Origin of the sequence: Shinella sp. BE166 (genome assembly GCF_051201095.1) — a bacterium.
Lineage (GTDB): Bacteria > Pseudomonadota > Alphaproteobacteria > Rhizobiales > Rhizobiaceae > Shinella > Shinella lacus.
On the sequence record NZ_JBPEHL010000011.1, the window covers coordinates 1 to 19,061 of the forward strand.

Genomic DNA, 19,061 nt, shown 5'->3' on the forward strand with positions numbered 1-19,061 from the left:
GCCCTCTATATCGTCGTGCCCGTCATCATCGCACAGGTCATCCGCCGCCGCCTCACGGTTAGCGGAACGACGCGGGCACTGGATGGCGTGCTGGCGAGGTTGCAGCCGGTCTCGCTGGTGGCGCTGCTTGCGACGCTGGTTCTGCTCTTCGCCTTTCAGGGCGAGCAGATCATCGCCCAGCCCGCCGTCATCGGCTTGCTCGCCGTGCCGATCCTGATCCAAGTCTATTTGAACTCCGGGCTTGCTTATCTGCTCAACCGGATGACCGGCGAGCGGCATTGCGTGGCCGGACCATCGGCTCTGATCGGGGCCAGCAATTTCTTCGAGCTCGCGGTCGCGGCCGCCATCAGCCTGTTCGGCTTCCAGTCCGGCGCGGCGCTCGCCACCGTCGTCGGCGTTCTCATTGAGGTTCCGGTCATGCTGTCGGTCGTCTGGATCGTGAACCGCTCGAAGGACTGGTACGAGGCCGCCCCCGCCGTCTCCAGAACCACCGCCACCGAAAGGCACTGACCATGGACGCGACCATCTATCACAACCCCGCCTGCGGGACGTCCCGCAACACGCTGGCGCTGATCCGCGCTGCCGGGATCGAACCTGTTGTCATCGAGTATTTGCAGCACCCGCCGACGCGCGAGCAGCTTGCGACGATGATCGCGGACGCTGGCTTGAACGTTCGGGAAGCCATTCGCGAGAAAGGCACGCCTTATGCCGAACTCGGTCTGGACAACCCAGACCTGACTGACGAGCAGTTGCTCGACGCGATGATCGCAACGCCGATCCTTATCAACCGTCCCTTCGTCGTGACACCGCTCGGCACCCGGCTCGCCCGCCCGTCCGAAGCGGTGCTCGACATCCTGCCCGACACCTTCATGGGGCCGTTCTTCAAGGAGGACGGTGAACAGGTTCTCGATCAGGAAGGAAAGCGCATTGCCTGACACATTTCCCGCATTGCAGGGCGATCACCTGCACTCGACCGATCTCGACGCCCTGCGTCCGGCATTCTCGACGCATAAGCCGCGCATCTTGATCCTCTACGGTTCGTTGCGCGAGGTGTCTTATAGCCGCCTGCTCGCATTCGAGGCCCGCCGGCTGCTCGAACGGCTCGGATGTGAGGTTCGCATGTTTGATCCAATGGGTCTGCCGCTGCCTGACGAAGCGCCGGTGAGCCACCCGAAGGTGCAAGAATTGCGCGATCTTTCGCAATGGTCGGAAGGGCAGGTCTGGGTGAGCCCGGAACGCCACGGCGCGATGACCGGCATAATGAAGTCCCAGATCGACTGGATTCCACTCTCGGTCGGATCGGTCCGGCCGACGCAGGGCAAAACGCTCGCCGTCATGGAGGTCTCAGGCGGTAGCCAGTCCTTCAATGCCGTGAACCAGATGCGCATTCTCGGCCGCTGGATGCGGATGATCACCATCCCGAACCAATCCTCGGTCGCCAAAGCCTATCAGGAGTTCGACGCCGATGGCCGGATGAAGCCCTCGTCCTATTACGACCGGGTGGTGGATGTCTGTGAGGAGCTGGTGAAGTTCACCATTCTTACGCGCGATGCTTCCGCCTATCTCACCGACCGCTACAGCGAGCGGAAAGAACAGGCGGCCGAGCTTGAGAAGCGTGTCTCGTTGCGGTCAATTTGACGAGCTCGGCGCGGCGACGAGGCTCCGCTTCGTCGCCATCGCCACCGCGACAAACGCCACAATACCGATCGAGCCGAGCGCGGCGCTCAAGACGAGCGATGCGCCTATGCCGAACTGTTCCATCGTCGCCGCGAAGGCGAAAGGGGCAGCAGCGCCTGCAGCCAGTCGTGAGGCGGCCATCTTACCGGTCAGCGCGCCGTATCCGTCGGAGCCGAACAGGTAGAGGGGCAAGCTGCCCTGGGCGATGCTGTTGATGCCCGATCCGAGGCCAAGGCAGATCGAGAAGGCAACGGCACTGGGAAGCCAGTTGCCGGACAGCGCCAAGATTACGACGCTCACCACCATGAAGGCCGCGGAGAGAACTGCAAGGCTCGGCGGTGCGAGCCGCGTGCCGAAGATCATGTTGATCAGGCGGCTGAGAACCTGTGCCGGGCCGAACAGCGAGCCGATGACGACGGCGGCGCTTCCGAAGCCGAGCGACCCGAGCATCGGCACCATATGCGCCAGCATCGCTCCAAGGGTGAAGCTCAGCAACGCGAATGCAGCCGACACCATGACCACCGCGCCGCGCCGCTGCTCACGAGGAATGGCTCCGACGACGGGCTCGCGCACCGGCCTTTGGCCGCTTGCGGCAACAATCTTTCCCTTCCGCATGATCCAGGCGTGGAAGGGCGTGCAGACAACAAGATTGAGCCCGGCATAGACGAGGTAGATCTCGCGCCAGGTTAGATAGCCGAGCAGCGCAGTGGCGATCGGCCAGAAGATCGTGGAGGCGAAGCCGGCGATCAGCGTGAGGTAGGTGATGCTCCGCGATGCGGACCGAGGATCGGCTTCTACCAATGCCGCGAACGCGGCCTGATACTGGACCATGCCGGACGATATCTCCAACAGGACAATGGCCAACGCGAAGACTGCCACCGACGGCGACCAGGCGCACAAGATCAAGGTCAGCGCGGACAACGCCGAGCCGATCGCCATTACCGTTGCGGCGCCCATGCGATCCATCTGCCGGCCGATGCAGGGCGCTGATAGACCGCCAACGAAGAGCGAGGCGGAGAAGACGGCAAAGACCTGCGCGACGGTAATGCCAAGATCCGCCGCCATGCCGGGCGCCAGGATGCTGAAGCTGTAATAGAGGGTGCCGTAACCAATGATCTGGGTGAGGCCGAGCGCGGCGACGATACCGACCGGAACATTCGCGTTACGCAACAGCATCGCCCTCGCTCCGGGCACCCGGCTCATAGCAATCACCTGTCCGCTGGATGCCCTCGCGGACGATGGGATGCCCGGCGCAACAGTCCTCCATGAGGAATTTTACGAGATCGGCCAAGGCATCGTAACGGGCGCTATAGACGATGGAACGGGATTCGCGCCGCTGTGCGATGAGGCCTGACCGCTCCAACTCCTTCAAGTGGAAGGAGACATTCGAGGGCGAAACGCCCATGCACTCGGCAGCCAGCCCGCCCGGCCCGGCGACCACCAGGGTGCGCACGATGGCGAGGCGGGTCTCCTGCGATAGGGCCGAAGTGATTTGAGGGCTTGGCGCTCGTCCATATTTCAGTACTCATTGAAGTATTGAAAATAGGAGTATCGCTCATGAACGGAAGCGACAAGACCGTTTCTTCCAACATCACGCTCGGTGAGCTTCTTGATAGCGTCACCGCCGCGCCGGAGGCGCCGCTGGTGTTTCTTTACGAAGGCACGAACTGCAAATATGCAGGCATTGTTGTCTTTCACGCCAACACCGCATGCGCCTAACGGAGCCGAGGGCTGGCGGTTACGATCGCCCGTCAGAGAGAAGCTCTTCAATGATGTTAAGCATGGCACCGAGTTGGTAAGGCTTGTCTAAAACGGCGTCGAAAAGACCGGGATGTGCGCGGCCGATCGATGCCTGCGCTCCGCTGACCAATACGATCGGCAGTGCCTTCATTTCACAGCTGTCGCGGATGGCCTGAGCCAGCTCAAGCCCGGTCATTGCAGGCATCATGTAATCCGTTACGATGAGATCTACGCTTTTCGAACGAATAACCTCAAGCGCCGCCAAGCCGTTTGGCGCCGCCAAAGCTTCGTGCCCAGCGTCTTCCAAAAACGACACCAGCATGTCGGCCAGGAGGAATTCATCCTCGGCGACTACGATCACCGCCATGTTTCGTCTCGGCTTGAGTGTCTCACAGGGTCATTGCTCCAAAGGTTGGGCGATACCTGTCGCCGCGCCTGCCACCGGTTGGAGCGGTAACGCAACCTTGACCCCCTGGTTCCCAATCGCAATTTCGTGGATTATCGGCTCAAATTCGCCGTCTCTGACCTTGAGAACGGACATTACGCGCTTCAGTCGAGACTCCAGCTCCACGTGGCGCAGCATGATAAGATTATCGACAACGCTGGAAATCTCGGGTCCCGGAGCTGCGACTGTCGGACCGAAAATGTCCCGCAACTCCCAGGTTGCAACGGTTGTCGTGCCCAATGCGCGAAGTTGATTTGTCAAAGCGGCAAAGAATTCCACCAGCCGCGCCCGATAAATCGCGGCTCTTTCGAAACCGCCCAGCCCATCTATAAACAGACGTTTTACCTTGTTCCGGGTCACGCGCTGCAAGAGATCATGGGCCAGTTTGTCGAGGATATTTTCCGTCAGCGGGTGCCAGGCGAAATCGAGATGGCCCGATGTGTGCTTTTCCTCGAGGTCGATGTCAAACGCCCGGGCTTTCGCAAACAGTCTGGCCGGTGTCTCGTAGAAACCAAAGTGCAGAGCAGGCTCATCTTCGCTCGCCTGCTTCAAGAAGTTTATGCCGAACGACGTTTTCCCACTTCCCGATGGGCCAAACAACAGCGTCACAGATCCACTTGGAATACCGCCGCCAAGCAGGCGGTCGAGCCCTTGGATACCTGATGGTATCCTCGTGTTATGAAAGACCCGATCCTCTACTCCGCTCCCCATCGATTCCAGCCTCGGCCAGACCGAGATGCCGGTTGCAGCAATCTCAAACTGGTGAAAGCCTCCAAGCGCTGCGCTGCCACGCGACTTCTTGACCTGCAACCGCCGGACCGAGCGCACGCCGGCCAGTTCGTCATGCAGTTCGATGACGCCATCAACCATCGTATGTTCCGGGCTTTCTTCCTTAACCCGGGCACTCGTCAGAAAAAGCACGGTACATCCGACAAATGCGGCTTGGCTTTGCACCTCCGCTACGAAGGTTTTGACGTCGAGATCTGAATGGGAGGTATCCCGGGCGTTCAACAATCCATCGAATATGAGAAGCGACGCATTATGACGCTGCGTTTCCTTCCGCAGAAGCTTCACGACGGCGCTCAGTCCATCGTCTCTCAGCGTCTGAAACACGCTCATATAAGTGATGTCACGCCCGAGCCTTGCGCGATCAAAGAAATCGAATGTGCTTAGTGATTGGAACAGCCGGTCATGAGTCTCGGCCAGCAGCGTTACATAAAGGACCTTGCGATCTTTCAAAATGTTGGAGAACGCAACCTGGTTTGCAAAAATCGTTTTTCCCGCACCAGGCTGACCCTGGATGATATAGGAAGCGCCTTCGATGAAGCCCCCTCCCAAAATATCGTCTAGCCCGGCGATGCCCGATCGAAGTCTTGGAAGAAGCGTGCTCACGTGTGACCCTCATCTAATCGGGTGCACCTTATAAAAGCGGTGTGGATTTGCAAAGCAAAAGACGGCTCTGTGTCCCCTGCATGCAAAGGCAACGGGCGAAACAAGCTTTGGGCTTTCACCGGGTGGATCGGGCCTTGCCCTCTTGCGACGCAGGTTAAATTGACAAAGATTGATCATTGCCTATCAACCGCTTCCAAAATCGCGCGAAGGGAGCATATACCGTCCTTTGACGAGCCAGAGATCCTGCACCATGCATTTTATTAGAACGACAAGTGGGGAAATGAATGAGCGGATCGCCGGCAACAACTGGGAGGCGACGGATTTCGGCCCGCTTCAAAGCTGGCCGGACGAACTCAAGATGACAATCAACCTCTGCCTTGGCACGACGATGCCCACCGCGATCTATTGGGGAAAGGACTTGCGCCTGCTCTACAATGATGCGTGGGCTCCCATTGCGGGCGAAAAGCATCCGTGGGCGCTGGGGCGTCGGGCACAGGAGGTATGGTCTGACATCTGGGATGTCATTCAACCTCAACTTCATGCCGTGCTCGAAACAGGCATAGGCTTTTCTGTAAAAGATCAGATGCTGCCTATGAGCAGGGGCGGCCGTATCCAACAGACGCATTGGGACTATAGTTTCACGCCTATCCACGACGCAGATGGAGCCGTAGTCGGCATATTCAATCAGGGGAACGAGACGACCGCTCGCTTGTCAGCCGAACGGGCGCTGCGCGCGAGCGAACAAAGGCTGGAATACGCGCTAGGAGCGACCGATACCGTCGGAACATGGGACTGGGACGTTCCGAATGACAGGGTATTTGCAGACGCGCGTTTTGCAAAACTTTACGGTGTGGATCAGGCGCGCGCGGCTGAGGGCGTCTCGATCTTGGAGTTCTTTCTAGGCGTTCATCCAGAAGACTTGCCCCAGCTGCGACGCGCCATAGAGATTGCGATAAGCACCGGCACGCTCTTTTCGCAAGAGTACCGGCTTCGTCACGCGGATGGTTCCGTGCGCTGGGTGATCGCGGAAGGCCGACCTGTCCTGACCCCGAATGGCACGCCGCTTCGCTTTCCGGGCATCAGCTTCGATATAACGCAACGAAAGAATGCCGAGACCGCGCTACGCGAAAGCGAGGAACGCTTTCGCGCCATAACGAACTCCATCGATCAAATGATTTGGTCGACCAAACCCAACGGCTTTCATGATTTCTACAACTCAAGATGGTACGAATTCACGGGCGTGCCTTACGGCTCCACTGACGGCGAAGCCTGGAATGATATGTTTCATCCAGATGATCAGGAACGCGCTTGGGCAACCTGGCGTCACTGTCTTGCGACAGGAAAGCCTTACCACATCGAATACCGGCTGAGACATCATAGCGGTCAATACCGCTGGGTTCTCGGGCGCGCCCAAGCGGTTCATGACGACAACGGAACCATCACCCGATGGTTCGGCTCGTGCACCGACATTCAGGAGATCGTCGATGCTCGTGAAGTTCTGGCGAAGTCGCGTGGGGATCTTGAGCGAGAGATTGCGGATCGCACAGCCAAGCTGATGGAAACCGAAGCGCAATTGCGCCATGCCCAGAAAATGGAGGCGATCGGACATCTGACGGGTGGTATTGCGCACGACTTCAACAATATGCTGGCGGTGATCCTCGGTGCGATCACCATGCTGGAAAGGCGAGCAGCACGCGGCGAGACGGACCTGACGCGCTACATCGAGGCCGCCAAGGACGGCGCCAATCGCGCCGCATCGCTTACCCACCGCCTCCTCGCCTTTTCCCGCAGGCAGTCCCTTGAACCCGTTGTACTCGATGCCAATCGACTGGTGCAGGGCATGAAAGATTTGCTGGAGCACGCTCTGGGGCAGGCGATCGACGTCGAGATCCGCATGCAGACGGGGCTTTGGACGATACGAGCCGATGCCAGCCAGCTCGAAAATGCGCTCTTGAACCTCGCCGTCAATGGAAGAGACGCGATGCCTGACGGCGGGAAGCTCACTATCGAGACGGCAAATGCGAACATCTCGAAAGAATACGCAACGGAAAACGCTATCACAGCCGGTCAATATGTAGTGCTGACCGTCACCGACACCGGCATCGGAATGGACGAAGACACGGTCGCGAGAGCGTTCGATCCGTTCTTCACCACGAAAGATGTAGGCGAAGGGTCAGGTCTCGGCCTCAGCCAGATATTCGGCTTTGTCAGACAGTCGAACGGGCACGTGAAGATTTTCTCGAGACTGGGCTCTGGAACGACCGTCAAAATCTATCTTCCCCGTCATCACGATCAGAACTAGGCCGCACGCATGAAGGCACTCGTCATCGGTTCGTCCGGGGGAATTGGCAAAGCGCTGACGGAGTGCCTGAGGGCTGACACTCGATTTGACACGGTGGCGACGCTGTCGCGAAGCGCCGATGGCCTCGACATCAGCAACGAGAACTCAGTGTCAGTCTGCGCCCGCCAAATGAAACAGGTGCACGACGCTTTCGACCTGATCATAAATGCGGCGGGCGCGCTCGTCATCGACGGCAGCGTGCCCGAGAAGTCCGTCAAGGCGATCAGGGTCGACGCCTTGATGAACCAGTTTCTGGTGAATGCCATAGGTCCTGCACTGCTGCTCAAACATTTCCATGGGCTTTTGCCGCGAAATGCGCGCAGCGTATTCGCATCCCTGTCGGCCCGCGTCGGCTCGATCGGTCATAATCGCCTGGGCGGCTGGATCTCGTATCGGGCAGCAAAGGCGGCCCAGAACCAGATCGTCAAGACAGCCTCGCTGGAGATCGCCCGCACGCATCCCGCAGCCATCGTGGTCGCACTTCATCCGGGAACAGTCGCGACGCAATTGTCGCATCCGTTCATAAGCGGCCATCAGGCTACATCGCCGGAAGATGCAGCGGCCAGGCTATTAGCGACCATTGAAAGACTTCAACAGCATCAATCCGGCGGCTTCTTTTCCTATGGTGGCCAATCTATTGCTTGGTAGCACGTTGCCACCGCGCCCGTTAGCTTCGACCACCAAGCCCCCATTTGTAGTGAGGATCAGCCTTACACGAGCCCGGCTCCGCCCCAGCGCTTGCATTCGCCAGTACGAGGCTTACAGGCAGTAAACCAGGATCGTCACCCGCTACGATCGCGGACACATAGGCGAGCGCGTTCTTCATCCCATTCATCGTGTAAGGCTTCTCGATTGCGCCGACAGCACCGGCGAAATCCTCGGGGATCTTCTTGATGTTCCCGCTGACAAAGACGTAGGGAATGCCCGCCGCGGCCAATTCTCGTCCGACTTCGATCCCGGTCGGACCGTCCTTCAGATGGATGTCCACGAATGCGAAGTCCGGTCTGGACGCACCGATCTTCTCGCGTGCCTGGCTGCTGCTCATGGCGATGCCCGTCACCTCGTGTCCTGCAATCTCCACTTCGCTCTCGAGCTCCATGGCGAGCAGCACTTCGTCTTCAACAATCATGACTTTCAATGCGCATTCTCCTGATCATCGCCAACAAGTAGAACAACGTCGACGATCGTTTTGTTGCCTTCACGCTTTCGCTCAATCTGCGCGCCGAGCTGATGCGCCGACGCCTCCAGCAGCAATCGGCCGAGCTCAGCGCTCTCGATGTCCGGCTCCACAGGCTCCGACGTGTCTTCTATCCTGATCAGGAAATGTCCGTTTTAGCCGCCGGACGACGACATGGATGTCGCCGCCGCCGTCGTTCAAGCCGCGGCGCACGGCATCGCCAACCAATTCGTTCACGATCATGGAAAGCGGCGTGGCCTTCACGGCCGGCACCAGCAGCGGCGAAAGCTTTAGCGAGAGCCGGATATCTTTCCGTCCGGTCGCGTCCACGAGGTCCGTCACGAGCTCGCGCACGAATTCGGACATGTCGAATTTTGAGACGTCGTCGAGCGTGAACAATTTTCGCTGGACCGTGCTGAGAGCCTCTATGCGGTTGAGTACGGACCTCAGCGTCTGCCTTCGACCAGCGTCCGTCGTGATTCTGGCCTGCATTTTCACGATCGAAGCCATCGTAAGCAGGTTGTTCTTCACCCGGTGGTCAACTTCATGGACGAGCAGCGTACGTGCCTCGAGCGCTGCACGAAGGTTGGCCGTGTGTTGGGCAACCTGGGCTTCCGCCTCATGCCGTGCGGCTGCCAGATCGGCTTCACGGCTTTTGACATTGGTGAAATCGAGCTGCGACGCAAAGAAATAGGCAATCGCACCCGCCTCGTCCCGCACGGGGCTGATGAAGACGGCGTTCCAAAATGTGCTGCCGTCCTTTCGATAGTTGAGAATGTCGACGGCGACGTCCTGACCGACGGCAATCGCAGTACGGATCTTCCCAATCGTAGCCCTGTCCGTCTCCGGCCCCTGCAAAAAGCGGCAATTGCGGCCAATGATCTCATCGTCGCCGTACCCCGTCAGCCTTCTGAACGCCTCGTTGCAGAAGATGATCGGATTGTCGTGTTGATTGGGGTCCGTCACAATCATTGGCATGCGGGTTGCCTTGAAGGCGGCCGCGAAAGGATCCTCGCTGACATGTCCGGCGACAAGACGATTGCCCGCATCCCGGGCGTCGGTTCGTTGCTGATCCTTTTCCTGCATAAAGGCCCCGTCAGTGTTATCGCGCGATAAAAGCCACCACACATGAAATGGTTCCTGTCGCGGGCATTGGATCGGCGAGTGGCATCTACTCCAGGCTGCTGTTCGCTGGATCGGGTACGACGAGCGATGGCAGCCGGCATGCAGGCCTGTGGCTATTTCGGAACCTTTTTGCCGCCAAGAGGTTTCCAACGCACTGCAATAAAAGTGCGATGGCATCTCGCTTTTGCGAGACATTCCTTCCTCGGCCCTCTGCCCCGCGAAGGTTAGCCCATCCGAAAATCTGGTGCCGTAACATCATGAGTCGTCTTATCGTCGTTTCCAACCGCGTTCCCATTCCGGACAAGACGGGGACAGCGCCTGCCGGCGGCCTTGCGGTTGCGCTTCAATCCGCACTCGAAGCGCGTGGCGGATTGTGGCTCGGCTGGTCGGGACAGTCCTGCGCGGAGGACCGTATCGGGCCGTTGCAGATGCTGCGGGACGGCAATATCGACTACGCGCTAACGGACCTCACCGAGCGCGATGTCGAGGAATACTACCAGGGTTTTGCGAACCGTGTTCTCTGGCCGATCTGCCACTACCGTCTTGACCTTGCCGAATATGGCCGGCGTGAAATGGCCGGCTACTTCCGCGTAAACCGTTTCTTCGCCAGCCGTCTCCTACCGCTGATCGGAGAGAACGACCTTATCTGGATACACGATTACCACCTGATCCCGCTTGCGGCAGAGCTTCGCCGACAGGGCGTGAAAAACCGGATCGGCTTCTTTCTGCACATTCCCTGGCCGGCGCCGGACGTCTTTCTTGCCATGCCCGTGCACGAGGAAATCCTCTCCAGCCTGACCGCCTACGACGTGCTCGGTTTCCAGACCGAACACGACCGCGAGAACTTCGCGGCTTGTCTTGCACGGCAAGGGCTCGGCAACCGGCTTGACAAGGCGCATTTCGCGCTGGGCAGCCGGACATTCACTGCACGGCCCTACCCGATCGGTATCGAGACGAATGAGTTCGTGACGCTGGCGCAGCGCGCGGCGGGGACCACCCTTCACAAACGCATGCTAGACAGCCTCGACGGCAAGGGTTTGATCATCGGTGTCGATCGGCTCGATTATTCCAAGGGCATCACACAGCGCATCGATGCCTTCGAAACCTTTCTCAAGCGAAATCCCGATAGCCAGCGCAAGGTGGCGCTGCTGCAGATCACACCAAAATCCCGCTCTGAAGTCCCCGAATATGAGGCGATGCAGCGGGCGGTGGCCGAGCAGGCCGGCCGCGTCAACGGCGCGCTCGGAACTGTGGATTGGGTACCGATCCGCTATATCAACCGCTCCCTCCGGCGTCCGGCCCTGGCCGGCCTCTACCGCATGGCCAAGCTCGCCCTCGTCACGCCGCTTCGCGACGGTATGAATCTTGTCGCGAAGGAGTTCGTCGCAGCGCAGAACGAAGCGGACCCGGGCGTGCTTCTGCTATCGCGGTTCGCGGGGGCGGCACACGAATTGAAAGACGCGGTGCTCGTCAATCCCTACGATGTGGAAGGAACTGCGGATGCTATCGCGCGCAGCCTGACCATGCCCTTGGAGGAACGCCGTGACCGATGGAAAAGCATGATGAACGCACTACGTGCGAACGATGTCTTCACCTGGTGCGACACCTTCCTTGGCGATCTTTCGAGATATGAACAAGTAGAATAAAAGAACACCGCCTGAGAACACGCCTATAACTATGTCACCCGCCGCCGAATTGAAAAAGCTCAGGAAATGCTTGCCGGGTCGCAGCTTCCAATTCCTGCCATAGCATCTGCGTGCGGGTTTAACGGGGCGACGCAGGTCGGGCACGCATTGAGGGAACTCGTGGACAAAATGCCAGTTGGGTTCCGCCGATCAGTTTAGGATATACCTGCCCCTTCCAATGCTCATGGTAATCTCGAGATCTCCGTTTCTAACTCCAGAGGGCTCTACTCGGATCCCCTTCGGAGATCGCAGCTCAGTGTCGTGTGCTTCCGCATCTCACGCGGGGGAGATGCGAGCCTTGCCGGCGCCAAGGGCACCCCTGCCGTGCCCGCCGCCATCGCAGTCGTCGTGGCCGCACAGCTCCTCTTCACCTTCGCGCCGTTCATGCACGCGCTTTTCGGCACGGCTCCCATCGCCTTGCCCGACGGACTGCTCATCCTCGCCATCGGCGTGATCACGATGGCGGTGCTGGAATGCGAGAGGGCAGTAGTCCGAAAGGTATGGTCTGGAAGCGGGTATGGTGACGGGAGGAGCGGGTTGGCGGAAGCCTAGAGCATTTCCGCCCGATTGGGCGATGCGTGAACTCCTTTGCCTTGCGTCAATGTGCCGGGAATCAAAGTGGAAGAACGTGGCATCAATCCGCGCACGGATCGAAGGAGGAACTCCCGATGATGATCCGCGAAATGACCCATAACGAATGCGCAGCGACGATTGCGGCTCAGCGGCTGGCACGATTGGCTTGCGCCGAAAACGACTGTCCTTACGTCGTCCCGATTTCCTATGCCTATTCGGCAAGCCGGCTTTTTGCATTCTCGATGCCCGGCAAGAAGCTTGACATCCTGCACGCCAATCCTCGCGCATGTCTGCTCGTCGACGCTTTGGAAACGCGGCATAAATGGAAGAGCGTCATCGTTGACGCCCTGTTCCATGAGCTTCCCGATACTGAAGAACTGCACGATGAGCGCCTGAAAGCCTGGGCTCTCCTCGCAAAGGATTTCGACTGGTGGGAGCCAGGCGCACTCAAGCCTCAGCCGCAACCCGTCGTGACCACCTCGCCCCACGTCTTCTTCGAACTTCAAATCCTCGCGATGAGCGGGCGGGAGGCGATGAGCGAAACAACCGAACTGTCGCACTGAGAACTCCAGCGCGGTTTTTGGCCTCACATCATCGAAGAGCCCTGAGCGCATTGAGGATCACGGCCACGTCGATTGCCTCCTGGAGGATCGCACCTTCGACAGGCTGAAGATATCCAAATGCCGCCGCGACCATCGCTCCGACCGACAGCGTCAGTCCCACCGATACGCTCTGCAACGCGATCCGGCGGCTTCGGCGCGCAATGGCAATTGCTTTGGCGAGCGGCGCAAGCTCGTCGACAAGGAGCACGACACCGGCAGCCTCCGACGATGAGGCCGTACCGCGCGCGCCCATGGCGACACCGATATCGGCCGCCGCGAGCGCAGGCGCATCGTTGACGCCATCGCCGACCATCATAACCAGGCCATTGCCGGTCTCCTTCCTGACAGCATCGACCTTGGCTTCCGGCGTTAGATCGCCGAAGACGCTATCCATGCCAAGCGCCTTGCCCACGGACTCGGCGATCTCCGTACGATCGCCGGAAGCCAGCACCAGCTTTCGGACGCCCGCAGCGCGGAGATCGTTCAGAACCGACAGCGCATCCATGCGGACCTGATCCTTCAGAACGATCATACCCGCAAGCGCTCCATCGATGGCGACTGCTACCGTCATTGAGGCGCGCATTTCGGGTGCGATCAATTCATGCGGATCGTCGCAGCCGGACGTGCGCTGCACGAAACCGCTGCCGCCGACAACAATCCGCCTTCCGTCGACATAGCCTTCGATGCCAGTGCCTGGCACTTCCCGCACACCCTCTGGCCTCGAAAGAGGCAAGCCTCTTTCGGCTGCCACGCGGACCAGCGCAGAGGCGACGACATGGCCGGAAGCCTGATCGAGGCCTGCGGCAGCCTGCAGCACGGCCTCCGCCGTAAAAGGCGGTGTCGTCCTAATATCGACCACCGCTGCCTGGCCATGGGTGAGCGTGCCGGTTTTGTCGAGAACCGCCGTCTGCACGCGCGCCAGCATTTCGAGCATGCCACCATTCTTCACGAGAACGCCGATGCCCGCCGCCTTGGACATGCCGGAAATGATGGCGACGGGGACGGCAAGGATCAGGGGACAGGGCGTCGCGACGACAAGGACAGCGAGCGCGCGGATCGGATCCTGTGAAAAGGACCACGCGGCGCTCGCAATGATGAGGGTCAGGACAAGGAAGCCCATCGCGAAACGGTCTGCCATGCGGACCATGGGCGCCTTTCTCGCCTGCGCGGCCTCGACCAACCGGACGATCCCGGCATAAGTGCTTTCGGCAGCCGTCCGGTTGGCGACAAGATCGAAGGCCGCGCCCACGCAGGTCGAGCCGCTGAGCGCCTCGGTTCCAGGTGGAGCGGGCTGCGGCAGTGGCTCTCCCGTCAAGGCCGCCATGTCCAGTGCGGCACCATCACCGGAAACGATCCCGTCCACCGGCAGCACCTCGCCCTGTCGGATCAGCAGCCGGTCGCCTGACTGTATCTGGGAAATCGCGACTTCTTCGAGCCCGGAAGCGCCGTGGCGCATTGCAACATGCGAGACGCGTCCCATCAGGGCCGTCATCTCCCGACGCGCGCGCCCTTCTGCGAAAGATTCCAGCAACTGGCCGCTCGCGTACATCAAGCCGACGACGTTTCCGGCAAGCGACTCGCCGAACGCGATCGCCGCAGACATGGAAAGCGCCGCAACGATATCGAGCCCGACATCGCCTCGGCGCAATGCACTGAAAACCTGGAGGAGCAGACTTGTAAGGACGGCGAGCGTCGCCGCGCTCCAGACAAAATGAGCGTAGCGAGCGGCCTGCCACGACAAGACCAAGCCGATCACCAACCCACCGGCGGCGATGGCGACCAGGATCACGCTCGAATGCCGTTGCCAGAGGCCTTTGTCCGCTTGTGGCACGTTCCCTGCTTCTATCGGCAGAATGCGAAGAGAGTAAGCCCAACGACAGGCGCACTCGCCTTGCGCAAGATCAATTCAAAGAGCGGCGATTTCTCTACAATACAACAGGCGACCACCGCGACTTGGCCGGCTGGTTCATTCGTGTTGGGTCTGCAAATGGATACACTCATAGCCAGATTGGGTCTCGCGCTATCGATCGGTCTTCTGGTCGGGCTCGAACGTGGCTGGCAGGAGCGGGAGGCGCCCGAGGGCAGCAGAACCGCCGGCATGCGCACGTTCGGGATAACGGGACTTCTTGGCGGCGTACTGGCGGCCCTTGCTCAAACCCTCAACTCTCCCATGGTGTTTGCAATCGGTTTCCTGAGCTTCGCCGTGACTCTGGGCGTGTTCAAGCTGCGCGAGGCGCGTTCGGATTCCGATTATAGTGTCACCACCGTCATGGCGGGTCTCAGCGTTCTGGAGCTTGGCGGCCTGGCGGTCACCGGCGATGCGCAAGCAGCGGCAGCGGGCGGCGCAGCCCTTGCAGCCACGCTTGCAAGTCGGAACGTGCTGCATGGCTTCCTGAAGCGCCTGACCTGGATGGAACTGCGCTCTGCGTTGATGCTTGCTGTCATGACGGCGGTGGTCCTGCCGATCCTGCCGAACGAGACCATCGACCCGTGGGGAGGGCTTAATCCTTGGAAGGTGTGGTTCTTCACCGTTCTGACCGCAAGCCTTTCGTTCCTCGGCTATATTGCCGTCAGGGTCCTCGGGGCGAGCAAGGGCTTCGTGCTGAGCGCGATTGCCGGCTCCCTTGTCTCGTCCACCGCCGTCACCATGGTTCTCGCGCGAGCCGCAAAACGATCTTCCGATCCGCTTCCGCTTGCCGGCGCTGCGGCGCTCGGCGCAGCAGTGTCCATCCTTCGCGTGATGGGCCTGATCCTGCTGATTGATCCGGCAGCGATCATTGCCGTCGGCCCGACTGCTGCCACGGCAGCGATCGTCTTCGCCGGGTCTGGGCTCGCTATCTTCTACTGGCGGCAGGACAAGCTGTTCGCGGACGTACCGGCCAGCAATCCCTTCGAGATCGGTCCGCTTCTGATCTTCGCGACGATTTTCGCGGCAGCCACCATTTTCTCGTCTCGCGCTTCGGTAGCTCCGGTCTTTTGGCCACAAGCGCATTGACAGGCACGGTCGATGTCGATGTCGCCGTGCTGGCCGCGTTGCAAGTGGGCCGGAACGCCATGCCGGTCGACGTGATTGGAGAGGCAATCCTTATCGCCATGGCAACGAATGCCCTATGCCGTGCAGGCATCGCAACCGTCCTCGGACCATCGACCTTCAGCGGACCGTTCGCTGCCCTCACGATCACCGCCGGCGCGGTAGCGTTTGCCGTTCACACCATTATCGCCGGTATGTGACAAGCGCGCTCGACGGCGTGGCCGCCGGGCGTAGAAAAGGACGATCAGCCAATCGTCATGCGCCGAAGCACATTCGTTTTCCAATAGAACTGATGCGCCAGCGCGCCGAGAACATGAAGGCCGACAACAACTCACAGGACGGCCTTGAGGATGTCGGCATGAAGGTCGCCCGCGTCCTCGTACCCGAAATAGTGCGCAGCGGCGCCGGTAACCGGCATGGCAATAAGAAGGATGTAAAGGATCCATTCGGAAACCTTTGCAACCAACTTGAACATCTGTGGTTCCTCAGATGGCGCAGCCGGCACGCCCTGGACCTGCCGGAGCAAAAGGCGAGCCGCCACAAGAACGAGGATCGCAATGCCAGCATAGGCATGGATGTTGGCGCGTGCCACCTGCTCGGCGCTCGCCGCGCCGGTTTGTTTCATGCTCCGGTTCCACGCATTCATGCCGTCCGGGAATAGAAAGTTGAAGAAAACGAGCCCCGCTGTGAGCCAGTGCAAGACGCGCTGCGGAAGGGAAAACGAGAGCAATGCGGTGTTAGCCATGGACGTGGTTCGCCTTCTTTCGTGTGATGGCATCCAGGAGGATGCGGTTACTTCGTCACCGTCAGCATGGCGTGCATTCCCGCCTCGTAGTGGCCCTTGATGTTGCAGAGCAGGAGATAGGAACCCGGGGCGAGTTTCGCCTTCAGCTGCCCGTCCGCGCCGGGCTTCAGGTCCGATACTTCGCCGAGACTTTTCAACTGCTTCTCATCCACCCGGTGTTTGGAGTCAATCACATCGATCTTTTGATCGGCCGACTTCAGCTTGACCAAGACCATTTCGTGCTCCTCGGTCACCGCTTCGTTGTGCACCACGAACGTCGTTTCCCCGGCCTTTATCGTTAAGCGGTCGAGCGTGAGCGTCATCGGACCGCCGCCTTCGCCACCTTCTATGACCTTGACGGTGTTCGCGGCCCATGCAGGCGAGGTGATTGCGACGACGGCGAGCGCGGTGAGGATATTGCGACGGATATTCATGTCAGCTTCCTTTTGGCTGGAACTCCATCGGGGATTACGTCGTCATGCTGACAGGCGCCTGAACGATAACGGGAGACGCTAGTGAACCGGGATGAGCGTCCCATTGCAAAATGTGCATTGGGCGCTCCCTCTCTTACCGCACCATGAAGACCGGCACGTCGCATTTATCGAGGATCGAAGCGGTAACACCCCCAAAGACACGTTCGCGCAGACGTGAATGGCCATAGGCTCCCATAACGATCATGTCGCAGCCGAGTTCGAGCGCATGCTGACGGATGACATCTTCCGTCGGCCGCTGGCCGCTCGCGATCTGCTCGACCACGACCTTTGCGCCATGGCGCGACAGGAACGCCGCCATGTCGGCGCCCGGCTCTCCACCATTCTCGAAGTAAGACGAATCCGGATCGACGACGACGAGACGGACCGTATCGGCGCCTTTCAGCATCTCGATAGCCGCCTTTGCGGCGCTGGCCGCTTGCGGGCGGGAATTCCAGGCCAGAAGCACGTTTTTCGGCTTCAAGGTGGCACGACCTGTTTTCGGCACCAAGATCAGAGGCGTACCGGCATTGAACGCTGTCGCCGCAATTGCAGCCTTGCGAAGCTCGGTGTCTGAGCGGACACCTTCACCGGCGACGACCACGTCTGCATACATTGCCCGCGTGCCAATGTTGCTCTCGATAATGAAGCGATCGTCGTAGATATGGTCGACATCGAACGATACGCCACCTTTCCTGCAGCGCTCGTCGGCGATGCGTCGAACATCCACCACCTCGTCGATTCCCCGTTGGCGCTCATTCAGCCAGGCGGCTGCGGCCGGGTAGTCGGCCCCGAAAGGCGTTATCGCCGTTCTCAGCGCCAAGACGGAAAGGTGCGCGTCGCTTTCTGCTGCCAGCGCGACGGCCTTGTCGATATCTGCATCGGCACTTGTCGTGCCGATGAGCGAAAGTATGGTCCTGAACGACATTTCTGAGCTCCTTCACCAGAATGGATGCGATGAAGGGGAGATTGCTCTGGGCAAATGCACGCCGCGATGATCTGCGTCAAAACAGAATCCTAAACTGGCCCGCTTGACCGGTGTCAAGGCGCATGGCGCGCCCCACGCTAGTCTCACGATATTCCAACCGTCCGCGGAGGTGAGAGCCGTGAACTATCGTACCATTCTCGTGAACCTGGACACCGATCGGCCAATCAAGCCGATAACAAATGCTGCAGTCGACCTGGCATCGCAGGTGGGTGCACGGCTGATTGGTCTGTGTGCTGCCCAGGCATTCCTTTCTCCGTTCTCCATGCAAGCGACCAGCTATGCAGCGACCAGCGCTATGCAGCAAATGTACAAGGACCTCGAAGACCGTATGGAGCAGGTCTACCAGGAGTTTCGTGCCGTGGTGGCCGGTAGAGTCGAACTCGAATGGCGTGCGGAGATGATCGCGCCCACCGAGGCAATCGTTGAAGCTGCCCGTGCCGCCGACCTGATTATAATGGCCGCAGCGGAAGGTGCGCATTCCGGGGATTCCTACAGAACCGCTGATCCGGCCACTGTCATGCTGCGCGCAGGCCGCCCCGTGCTTATTGCCGGAAGCGGCAAAAATGCGATACCGGTAGAAAAAATCGTGGTTTGCTGGAAGGACACACGCGAGGCGAGGCGCGCCGTGGTCGACGCCGTTCCTCTCATTTCATTCGCCAAGGACGTGATCGTCGTCTCGGTCAGCTCCAAACCCGACGCTTCGCTGCGTAGGAGCAACGCAGACGTCGTGTCCTACCTTACCCGCCACAATGTCAAAGCCAGATCCCATATTTCCAAGAGCGCGGATGAGACAATCGGCCTGCTACAATCTGTCGACCAGAGTGGTGCGGATCTCATTGTGTCGGGCGCATACGGACATAGTCGCCTGCGAGAGTTGGTATTTGGCGGGGTCACCCGATTTCTCCTCGATGAAGGCGGCCGGAATCGCTTCATGTCGAGCTAGAGGGGATGGGCTGAGCCAGCCTCCACCTCCAACGCTTTCGGCCGCATTAAGAAGATGGCCTGGCTACATCCGAGGCCGGCGCGCCGGC

General features: G+C 59.8%; 17 protein-coding genes and 5 pseudogenes. 12 read left to right on the forward strand and 10 right to left on the reverse strand.

The window, feature by feature from the left end:
• The 3 genes from J2Y63_RS23315 to arsH form a co-directional block, all read left to right on the forward strand.
• Positions 1 to 510, forward strand: a 510-nt coding sequence (locus J2Y63_RS23315; RefSeq protein ID WP_435268032.1) for an arsenic resistance protein, incomplete at its 5' end; no start/stop codon positions are given.
• A 2-nt stretch (positions 511 to 512) separates the two neighbouring features.
• Complete coding sequence (gene arsC, locus J2Y63_RS23320; protein WP_421578304.1) at positions 513 to 935, forward strand: arsenate reductase (glutaredoxin); 423 nt, start codon at positions 513 to 515, stop codon at positions 933 to 935.
• Entirely contained in the window at positions 910 to 1,638 is a 729-nt protein-coding gene (arsH, locus tag J2Y63_RS23325; RefSeq protein ID WP_435268217.1) for an arsenical resistance protein ArsH, read from the forward strand. Before arsC ends, arsH begins: the two co-directional genes overlap by 26 nt.
• Here arsH and arsK read toward each other — a convergent pair.
• Together arsK and J2Y63_RS23335 are read right to left on the reverse strand one after the other, a co-directional pair.
• Entirely contained in the window at positions 1,630 to 2,853 is a 1,224-nt protein-coding gene (arsK, locus tag J2Y63_RS23330; protein WP_435268218.1) for an arsenite efflux MFS transporter ArsK, read from the reverse strand. The genes arsH and arsK overlap by 9 nt on opposite strands.
• Positions 2,840 to 3,192, reverse strand: a pseudogene (locus tag J2Y63_RS23335) (ArsR/SmtB family transcription factor). Before J2Y63_RS23335 ends, arsK begins: the two are co-directional and overlap by 14 nt.
• Positions 3,193 to 3,234: 42 nt before the next feature.
• On the opposite strand from J2Y63_RS23335, the gene J2Y63_RS23340 reads away from it, so the two are divergent.
• Positions 3,235 to 3,396: a hypothetical protein gene (locus tag J2Y63_RS23340; RefSeq protein ID WP_435268033.1), complete on the forward strand. Its 162-nt coding sequence runs from the start codon at positions 3,235 to 3,237 to the stop codon at positions 3,394 to 3,396.
• 19 nt (positions 3,397 to 3,415) lie between these two features.
• On the opposite strand, the gene J2Y63_RS23345 is transcribed toward J2Y63_RS23340, so the two are convergent.
• Together J2Y63_RS23345 and J2Y63_RS23350 are read right to left on the reverse strand one after the other, a co-directional pair.
• Complete coding sequence (locus J2Y63_RS23345; RefSeq protein WP_435268034.1) at positions 3,416 to 3,784, reverse strand: response regulator; 369 nt, start codon at positions 3,782 to 3,784, stop codon at positions 3,416 to 3,418.
• Positions 3,785 to 3,814: 30 nt separating this feature from the next.
• Positions 3,815 to 5,254: an ATPase domain-containing protein gene (locus J2Y63_RS23350; RefSeq protein ID WP_435268035.1), complete on the reverse strand. Its 1,440-nt coding sequence runs from the start codon at positions 5,252 to 5,254 to the stop codon at positions 3,815 to 3,817.
• Between the two features lie 280 nt (positions 5,255 to 5,534).
• Between J2Y63_RS23350 and J2Y63_RS23355 the strand changes: the two genes are divergently transcribed.
• Both J2Y63_RS23355 and J2Y63_RS23360 read left to right on the forward strand, forming a co-directional pair.
• The gene (locus J2Y63_RS23355; RefSeq protein WP_435268036.1) at positions 5,535 to 7,556 is read left to right on the forward strand and encodes a PAS domain-containing protein; all 2,022 of its coding nucleotides are present in this window, start codon (positions 5,535 to 5,537) and stop codon (positions 7,554 to 7,556) included.
• A gap of 9 nt (positions 7,557 to 7,565) precedes the next feature.
• Entirely contained in the window at positions 7,566 to 8,243 is a 678-nt protein-coding gene (locus J2Y63_RS23360) for an SDR family NAD(P)-dependent oxidoreductase (RefSeq protein WP_435268037.1), read from the forward strand.
• Between the two features lie 19 nt (positions 8,244 to 8,262).
• Here J2Y63_RS23360 and J2Y63_RS23365 read toward each other — a convergent pair whose 3' ends face one another.
• Both J2Y63_RS23365 and J2Y63_RS23370 read right to left on the reverse strand, forming a co-directional pair.
• The gene (locus tag J2Y63_RS23365; RefSeq protein ID WP_435268038.1) at positions 8,263 to 8,733 is read right to left on the reverse strand and encodes a response regulator; all 471 of its coding nucleotides are present in this window, start codon (positions 8,731 to 8,733) and stop codon (positions 8,263 to 8,265) included.
• A pseudogene (locus J2Y63_RS23370) lies at positions 8,730 to 9,858 on the reverse strand (PAS domain-containing protein). Before J2Y63_RS23370 ends, J2Y63_RS23365 begins: the two are co-directional and overlap by 4 nt.
• 296 nt (positions 9,859 to 10,154) lie before the next feature.
• Here J2Y63_RS23370 and otsA point away from each other — a divergent pair.
• The 4 genes and pseudogenes from otsA (at position 10,155) to J2Y63_RS23390 (ending at position 12,718) form a co-directional block, all read left to right on the forward strand.
• A complete protein-coding gene (gene otsA / locus J2Y63_RS23375; RefSeq protein ID WP_435268219.1) occupies positions 10,155 to 11,543 on the forward strand; it encodes an alpha,alpha-trehalose-phosphate synthase (UDP-forming) in 1,389 nt (462 codons plus the stop codon).
• A gap of 36 nt (positions 11,544 to 11,579) precedes the next feature.
• Positions 11,580 to 11,741, forward strand: a pseudogene (locus J2Y63_RS23380) (hypothetical protein); the annotation flags it as partial.
• Between the two features lie 102 nt (positions 11,742 to 11,843).
• Positions 11,844 to 12,134, forward strand: coding sequence for a cation transporting ATPase C-terminal domain-containing protein (locus tag J2Y63_RS23385; protein WP_256120310.1), 291 nt, complete (start codon positions 11,844 to 11,846; stop codon positions 12,132 to 12,134).
• 116 nt (positions 12,135 to 12,250) lie between these two features.
• Entirely contained in the window at positions 12,251 to 12,718 is a 468-nt protein-coding gene (locus J2Y63_RS23390) for a pyridoxamine 5'-phosphate oxidase family protein (protein ID WP_435268039.1), read from the forward strand.
• A 28-nt stretch (positions 12,719 to 12,746) separates the two neighbouring features.
• Here J2Y63_RS23390 and J2Y63_RS23395 read toward each other — a convergent pair whose 3' ends face one another.
• Positions 12,747 to 14,588, reverse strand: coding sequence for a heavy metal translocating P-type ATPase (locus J2Y63_RS23395; protein ID WP_435268040.1), 1,842 nt, complete (start codon positions 14,586 to 14,588; stop codon positions 12,747 to 12,749).
• Between the two features lie 156 nt (positions 14,589 to 14,744).
• On the opposite strand from J2Y63_RS23395, the pseudogene J2Y63_RS23400 reads away from it, so the two are divergent.
• A pseudogene (locus J2Y63_RS23400) lies at positions 14,745 to 15,988 on the forward strand (MgtC/SapB family protein).
• Positions 15,989 to 16,032: 44 nt separating this feature from the next.
• Here the strand turns inward: J2Y63_RS23400 and J2Y63_RS23405 are convergent.
• The 3 genes and pseudogenes from J2Y63_RS23405 to J2Y63_RS23415 all read right to left on the reverse strand — a co-directional run bounded on the left by J2Y63_RS23405 (position 16,033) and on the right by J2Y63_RS23415 (position 17,970).
• Positions 16,033 to 16,533: pseudogene (locus J2Y63_RS23405) on the reverse strand (cytochrome b).
• Between the two features lie 47 nt (positions 16,534 to 16,580).
• On the reverse strand, positions 16,581 to 17,006 hold the full coding sequence (locus J2Y63_RS23410) for a plastocyanin/azurin family copper-binding protein (protein ID WP_256120314.1): 426 nt from the start codon (positions 17,004 to 17,006) through the stop codon (positions 16,581 to 16,583).
• A 133-nt stretch (positions 17,007 to 17,139) separates the two neighbouring features.
• On the reverse strand, positions 17,140 to 17,970 hold the full coding sequence (locus J2Y63_RS23415; protein ID WP_435268041.1) for a universal stress protein: 831 nt from the start codon (positions 17,968 to 17,970) through the stop codon (positions 17,140 to 17,142).
• A gap of 178 nt (positions 17,971 to 18,148) precedes the next feature.
• Here J2Y63_RS23415 and J2Y63_RS23420 point away from each other — a divergent pair, with 178 nt between their 5' ends.
• Positions 18,149 to 18,973, forward strand: a complete 825-nt coding sequence (locus tag J2Y63_RS23420; protein ID WP_435268042.1) for a universal stress protein — start codon at positions 18,149 to 18,151, stop codon at positions 18,971 to 18,973.
• Positions 18,974 to 19,061: the final 88 nt, after the last annotated feature.

Bases quoted from the DNA above. Each gene is read 5' to 3' on its own strand.
- arsC (WP_421578304.1), top strand. From the start codon at position 513: ATGGACGCGACCATCTATCACAACCCCGCCTGCGGGACGTCCCGCAAC.
- arsK (WP_435268218.1), bottom strand. From the start codon at position 2,853: ATGCTGTTGCGTAACGCGAATGTTCCGGTCGGTATCGTCGCCGCGCTC.
- J2Y63_RS23340 (WP_435268033.1), top strand. From the start codon at position 3,235: ATGAACGGAAGCGACAAGACCGTTTCTTCCAACATCACGCTCGGTGAG.
- J2Y63_RS23345 (WP_435268034.1), bottom strand. From the start codon at position 3,784: ATGGCGGTGATCGTAGTCGCCGAGGATGAATTCCTCCTGGCCGACATG.
- J2Y63_RS23355 (WP_435268036.1), top strand. From the start codon at position 5,535: ATGAATGAGCGGATCGCCGGCAACAACTGGGAGGCGACGGATTTCGGC.
- J2Y63_RS23360 (WP_435268037.1), top strand. From the start codon at position 7,566: ATGAAGGCACTCGTCATCGGTTCGTCCGGGGGAATTGGCAAAGCGCTG.
- otsA (WP_435268219.1), top strand. From the start codon at position 10,155: ATGAGTCGTCTTATCGTCGTTTCCAACCGCGTTCCCATTCCGGACAAG.
- J2Y63_RS23390 (WP_435268039.1), top strand. From the start codon at position 12,251: ATGATGATCCGCGAAATGACCCATAACGAATGCGCAGCGACGATTGCG.
- J2Y63_RS23410 (WP_256120314.1), bottom strand. From the start codon at position 17,006: ATGAATATCCGTCGCAATATCCTCACCGCGCTCGCCGTCGTCGCAATC.
- J2Y63_RS23415 (WP_435268041.1), bottom strand. From the start codon at position 17,970: ATGTCGTTCAGGACCATACTTTCGCTCATCGGCACGACAAGTGCCGAT.